This window comes from Nocardioides sp. (assembly GCF_050699375.1).
GTDB lineage: Bacteria > Actinomycetota > Actinomycetes > Propionibacteriales > Nocardioidaceae > Nocardioides.
In genome coordinates this window covers 1-5748 of the sequence record NZ_JBOHDN010000266.1, presented here as the reverse complement: position 1 = coordinate 5748, position 5748 = coordinate 1, and the positions used below count along the sequence as shown (strand labels likewise).

Sequence of the window (5748 nt, the reverse complement as noted above, 5' to 3'; positions counted from 1 at the left end):
TCTGCAGGCCGAGACGTCACCTCTGCAGGCCGAGACGTCACAAATGCAGATCGAGTTGTCACCGTGGTGACAACTCGACCTGCATTTGTGACGTCTCGGCCTGCAGAGGTGACGTCTCGGCCTGCAGAGGTGACGTCTCGGCCTGCAGAAGTGACTTCTCGGCATTGGGTGGACACCGACCTTCCATGTTCTTGGACTACCCCGTAGAGTGACCGTCATCACCACCTAAGCAAGCGCTTAGATTACGCCGAGCACACGAGGGAATGAGCATGTCGAGGTTCGAGGGACGTACGGCGATCATCACCGGGGCCAGCCGGGGCATCGGGCTGGGCATTGCCCAGCGCCTGGTCGACGAGGGTGCGAGGGTCGTCATCACCGCGCGCAAGCCTGAGGCGCTTGCGGAGGCGGTCGAGACCCTCGGCGGCAAGGAAGTCGCCCTCGGCATCGCCGGGAAGGCCGACGACCCCGACCACCAGGAGGAGGTCGTCAAGGCGGCCATCGACACCTTCGGCAGCGCTGACTTCATGGTCAACAACGCCGGCATCAACCCGAAGGCCGGCGGCCTGATCGACCTGGACCGTGAGTCGGCCCGCAAGACCGTGGAGGTCAACTGCCTCTCGCCGATCGGCTGGACCCAGCAGGTCTGGAGGCAGTGGATGTCCGAGCACGGCGGCGCGGTCGTCAACATCTCCTCGGTCGCCGGTCTCGCGCCGACGCCGCTGATCGCGACCTACGGCGCGAGCAAGGCGATGCTCAGCTACATCACCCAGGAGCTCTCGGTCGAGCTCGGCCCGAAGGTACGCGTCAACGCGATCCTCCCCGCCGTGGTGAAGACCAAGTTCGCCGAGCTGCTCTACGAGGGCCGCGAGGCCGAGGTCTCGGCCGCCTACCCGCTCAAGCGCCTCGGCACCCCCGAGGACATCGCCGGCGCCGCCGCATTCCTCCTCTCCGAGGACGCGAGCTGGATGACCGGCCAGCTCGTCACCATGGACGGCGGCCTCACCCTCGCCGGCGGACGCGTCTGATGCGGCGTCCTGAGCCTGTCGAAGGGGCCCCGGCCCCAGACAGCACCGCCGTCGTCACCGGCGCCGCCGGCGGGATCGGCCGCGCCCTGGCCGCCCGCCTCGTCGCCGAGGGCGTCCGCGTCGTGGTCAACGACATCGACGACGTACGCCTGACCGAGACCGCCAAGGAGATCGGCGCGCATCCAGTGGCCGGCGACGCGGCCTCCGAAGAGGGGGTGAAGCACCTCGTCGACGCGGCGACCGACCACCTCGGCCAGATCGACGCGTGGTACGGAAATGCCGGCATCGACCGCGGCATCGGCCTCGACTGCCCCGAGGAGGACTGGCAGGCGTCGCACGAGGTCAACGTCATGGCCCACGTGCGCGCGGCCCGCCTGCTCGTCCCCGGCTGGGTCGAGCGCGGCGCCGGTCGCTATGTGGTGACGGCGAGCGCCGCGGGGCTGCTGACGATGGTCGGTACGCCGACCTACTCGGTCACCAAGCACGCCGCGGTCGCTTTCGCGGAGTGGCTCTCGGTGACCTACCGCCACCGCGGAGTCGTCGTCCAGGCGATCTGTCCCCAGGGCGTACGGACCGGGATGCTCGAGCGATCGGGTCAGATGGCCGGGCTGCTCAGCCGTGATGGCGCACTCACGCCCGACCAGGTCGCCGACGCGGCCTGGGAGGCGACCGCCGACGACCGCTTCCTGGTGCTGCCGCACCCGGAGGTCGGCGACTACTACGCCGCGCGGGCCACGCAGACCGACAAGTGGCTCGGCGGGATGAATCGACTCTGGCAGCACGTGGAGGGACAGGTATGAAGGCATGGCGGATCGGCTCGCTCGGCGAGCCCAAGGACGTGATGAAGCTCGAGGAGGTGGCCGACCCGACCCCCGGGGCCGGACAGCTCGTCGTGAAGGTCCTGGCCAGCCCGGCCAACTTCCCCGACGTCCTCATGTGCCGCGGCCTCTACCAGGTCAAACCCGAGCTGCCGTTCACCGCCGGTGTCGAGCTGTGCGGTGAAATAGTCGCCGTTGGCGAGACGGTGGTCTCGACAGGCTCGACCACCGAGCTGAAGGTCGGGGACCGTGTGATCGGCGGCGGCTCGCTGCCGTACGGCGGCTTCGGCGAGCTCGCGCTGATGGACGCCGCGACCACGTTCCCGGCCCCGGAGGCACTCAGCGACGCAGAGGCGTCAAGCCTCTACATCGGCTACCAGACCGGCTGGTTCGCGCTCCACCGCCGCGCCCACATCCAGGCCGGCGAGACGCTGCTCGTGCACGCCGCGGCCGGTGGTGTCGGCAGCGCCGCGATCCAGCTCGGCAAGGCGGCCGGTGCCACGGTGATCGGCGTCGTCGGCGGACCGGAGAAGGCCGAGGTCGCCCGCCAGCTGGGCGCGGACCACGTCATCGACCGCCACCAGGAAGACTTCGTGAAGGTCGTCAAGGAGGTCACCGGCGGCAAGGGAGCCGACGTCATCTACGACCCCGTCGGTGGCGACACCTACGACCGCTCCACCAAGTGCATCGCCTTCGAGGGCCGGATCCTGATCATCGGCTTCGCCGGCGGTCGCATCCAGGAGGCGGCGCTCAACCACTCGCTGATCAAGAACTACTCCATCGTCGGGCTGCACTGGGGCCTCTACAACGCGCTCGCACCCGCGCTCGTCGCCGAGTGCCACGCGGAGCTCACCCGGATGGCAGCCGAAGGCGCGATCAAGCCGCTGGTGAGCGAGGAGCTGCCGCTGGACCGGGTGGCCGACGGCGTACAACGCCTTGCTGACGGCACCACCGTCGGGCGGGTCGTGTACGTCGCATGAATGGTCCGACAAGAGCCGTGATCTTCGACTACGGCGGCGTGATGACCACGCCCGTCCGCGACTCGATCGCCACCTGGATCGAGGCCGACGGCATCAAGCCGGAGAGCTTCACCGCGGTGCTGAAGGAGTGGCTCGGCCGCTACGTCGACGCCGGCACGCCGATCCACCGACTCGAGCTCGGCGACCTGCCGGTCGAGGAGTTCGACCGGCTTCTGGCCGGCCGCCTGGAGACGTACGCCGGAACCCCTGTCAACTCGGAAGGTGTCCTCTCGCGCCTCTTCGCGGGCATGGCACCGGACCCGCAGATGTGGGCCCTCGCCCGCGACCTGCGCGCGGCCGGCGTGCGGGTCGCACTGCTCTCCAACAGCTGGGGTGACTTCTACGACCACGCCCAGATCGAGGAGACGTTCGAGGTAGCGGTGATCTCCGAGCGGGTCGGCCTGCGCAAGCCCGACCCGGCGATCTTCCAGCTCGTCCTCGACAAGCTAGGTCTGGACGCGGCCGAGTGTGCCTTCATCGACGACGCCGAGCCCAACATCATCGGCGCCCGGGACCTCGGGCTGACCGCCGTGCTCCATCAAGACGCCGCGAGCACCCGCGAAGCGCTCGCACATCACATCCCCGCACTCGGAGGAGCCGCATGACGACCGAAGACCTGCCCGGCCTCGACCTGAGCCGACTCGCTCCGTGGTTCGCCGAGAACGTCGAGGGGGTCTCGACAAGCTCGACCACCGGGAGCGGCCCCGACCTGACCGCCAGCCACATCTCCGGAGGCAAGTCCAACCTGACGTACGAGGTCTCCGACGGCACCTCGACATGGATCGTCCGGCGTCCGCCGCTGGGGCACGTCCTCGCCACCGCCCACGACATGAAGCGTGAGCACACGGTGATCACCGCGCTGCGGGACACGGCCGTCCCGGTGCCGATCACCTATGCGTTCTGCGCCGACGAGGAGGTGCTCGGGGCGCCGTTCTACGTGATGGAGAAGGTCGACGGCCAGCCCTACCGTTTCGCCCGGGAGCTCGAGCCGCTCGGCCCCGAGCGGACCAGGGCGATCTCGGAGCAGCTCATCGACGTGATGGCGGCCCTGCACGCGGTCGACCCGGCCGAGGTCGGGCTGAGCGAGTTCGGCCGTCCCGACGGATTCCTCTCCCGACAGGTCAGGCGCTGGAAGAAACAGCTCGACTCGTCCTACTCCCGCGACCTTCCCGCCGCCGACGAGCTCCACAAGCTCTTGGAGACCCGTGTCGGCGCGGCCGAGGCCGCCTCGTCCGGACCGGGGATCGTGCACGGCGACTACCGCCTCGACAACGTCCTCACCGACAGCGCCGACCAGATCAGGGCCGTCGTCGACTGGGAGATGGCCACGCTCGGTGACCCGGTGACCGACCTGGCCATCCTGCTCACCTACCAGCAGATGGCCACCGTCTCCGGCGACGGCACCGTGACCGACGTCAGCAACGCGCCCGGCTGGCTCTCCGCGGACGAGATCATCGCTCGCTATGACACCGCCAGCCACCGCGACCTCGGTGAGTTCGGCTTCTACCTCGGCCTGGCGGCGTACAAGCTCGCCGCGATCCTCGAGGGGATCCACTACCGCTACCTCAAGGGCCAGACCGTCGGGCCTGGCTTCGACAAGATCGGGGACGGGATCCACCCGCTCCTGGACATGGGACTCATCGCAATGAAGGAGCACACAGGGCGTGTCTCCTAGTCCATCGGCTGCTACGCGGCGCCCGGGCCACTTCGTTCAGACCCGCACGCCGGCCGCGTTGTCGTCGATCGACAGGCAACCCCGGCCTGCCTCCTCCTCCGCCTTGCCATCGCACGCACTGGGCGCCGCTCGCGACGCCCCTGAACTAGGAGACACACCCTGATGGACTTCGCACCCGACGCCAAGACCGAGGAGCTCGTCGCCTCGGTATGGGACTTCCAGAAGACGTACGTCGAGCCGAACGAGGCCGTCTTCGACGAGCAGATCGCGGCCCAGGACGACAAGTGGGCCTGGGACAGCGTCCCGGTCCTCGGCGAGATCCGCGCGGAGGCCCGCAAGCGCGGCCTGTGGAACCTCTTCCTGCCCGGTGAGGGCGGCGCCGGGCTGACGAACCTGCAGTACGCCCCGCTGGCCGAGATCACCGGGCGCAGCCACATCGCGCCGGCCGCGTTCAACTGCGCCGCGCCCGACACCGGCAACATGGAGGTCCTGCACCAGTTCGGCAGTGACGCCCAGAAGAAGGAGTGGCTCGAGCCGCTCCTCAACGGTGAGATCCGCAGTGCTTTCGCGATGACCGAGCCGGCCGTCGCCTCCTCCGACGCGACGAACATCGAGACCTCGATCGTTCTTGACGGCGACGAGTACGTCATCAACGGCCGTAAGTGGTGGATCACCGGCGCGATGAACCCCAACGCCAAGATCCTCATCGTGATGGGCAAGACGGATCCGTCTGCCGAGCGCCACAAGCAGCAGTCGATGATCCTGGTGCCGCGGGATGCCGCGGGCCTCACGATCAAGCGCGGCATGGAGGTCTTCGGCTATGACGATCACGACCACGGCGGTCACGCCGAGCTCGTCTTCTCCGACGTTCGGGTGCCGGTGGGCAACCTCATCGGGACCGAGGGCATGGGGTTCGCGATCGCCCAGGCGCGCCTGGGCCCGGGTCGCATCCACCACTGCATGCGCTCCATCGGGCTCGCCGAGCGGGCGATCGAGCTTATGTGCGCGCGGGTCGAGGACCGGGTCGCCTTCGGCAAGCCGCTCTCGGAGCAGGGCGTGATCCGAGACTGGATCGCCGAGTCACGGGTGCGGCTCGAGCAGCTGCGCCTCCTCGTCCTCAAGACCGCCTGGCTGATGGACACCGTCGGCAACAAGGGCGCCCACACCGAGATCCAGGCGATCAAGATCGCCACCCCGGCGACCGTCCAGTG

The 5748-nt window shown here is 68.8% G+C and carries 6 protein-coding genes; all 6 read left to right on the top strand.

The genetic code is table 11. The features are described from left to right. Positions 1 to 269 precede the first annotated feature (269 nt). The gene (locus tag ACRDPS_RS19295; protein ID WP_431503278.1) at positions 270 to 1025 is read left to right on the top strand and encodes an SDR family oxidoreductase; all 756 of its coding nucleotides are present in this window, start codon (positions 270 to 272) and stop codon (positions 1023 to 1025) included. Continuing rightward, a complete protein-coding gene (locus ACRDPS_RS19290) occupies positions 1025 to 1825 on the top strand; it encodes an SDR family oxidoreductase (protein ID WP_431503277.1) in 801 nt (266 codons plus the stop codon). Before ACRDPS_RS19295 ends, ACRDPS_RS19290 begins: the two co-directional genes overlap by 1 nt. Beyond that, positions 1822 to 2823, top strand: a complete 1002-nt coding sequence (locus ACRDPS_RS19285; RefSeq protein WP_431503276.1) for an NADPH:quinone oxidoreductase family protein — start codon at positions 1822 to 1824, stop codon at positions 2821 to 2823. Before ACRDPS_RS19290 ends, ACRDPS_RS19285 begins: the two co-directional genes overlap by 4 nt. After that, positions 2820 to 3467 (top strand): HAD family hydrolase, encoded by a 648-nt coding sequence (locus ACRDPS_RS19280; protein ID WP_431503275.1) that lies wholly within the window; start codon positions 2820 to 2822, stop codon positions 3465 to 3467. The genes ACRDPS_RS19285 and ACRDPS_RS19280 overlap by 4 nt, the downstream gene beginning before the upstream one ends. Continuing rightward, positions 3464 to 4537 carry a phosphotransferase family protein gene (locus ACRDPS_RS19275; protein WP_431503274.1) on the top strand — a complete coding sequence of 358 codons (1074 nt, stop codon included), beginning with the start codon at positions 3464 to 3466 and terminating at the stop codon, positions 4535 to 4537. The genes ACRDPS_RS19280 and ACRDPS_RS19275 overlap by 4 nt, the downstream gene beginning before the upstream one ends. A gap of 162 nt (positions 4538 to 4699) precedes the next feature. Then, positions 4700 to 5748 (top strand): acyl-CoA dehydrogenase family protein (locus ACRDPS_RS19270; RefSeq protein WP_431503273.1); only part of this gene is annotated, 1049 nt, incomplete at its 3' end.

Excerpts from the sequence above, each read along its gene's own strand:
- ACRDPS_RS19280 (WP_431503275.1), top strand. The coding sequence starts at position 2,820 with ATGAATGGTCCGACAAGAGCCGTGATCTTCGACTACGGCGGCGTGATG.
- ACRDPS_RS19285 (WP_431503276.1), top strand. The coding sequence starts at position 1,822 with ATGAAGGCATGGCGGATCGGCTCGCTCGGCGAGCCCAAGGACGTGATG.
- ACRDPS_RS19275 (WP_431503274.1), top strand. The coding sequence starts at position 3,464 with ATGACGACCGAAGACCTGCCCGGCCTCGACCTGAGCCGACTCGCTCCG.
- ACRDPS_RS19290 (WP_431503277.1), top strand. The coding sequence starts at position 1,025 with ATGCGGCGTCCTGAGCCTGTCGAAGGGGCCCCGGCCCCAGACAGCACC.
- ACRDPS_RS19295 (WP_431503278.1), top strand. The coding sequence starts at position 270 with ATGTCGAGGTTCGAGGGACGTACGGCGATCATCACCGGGGCCAGCCGG.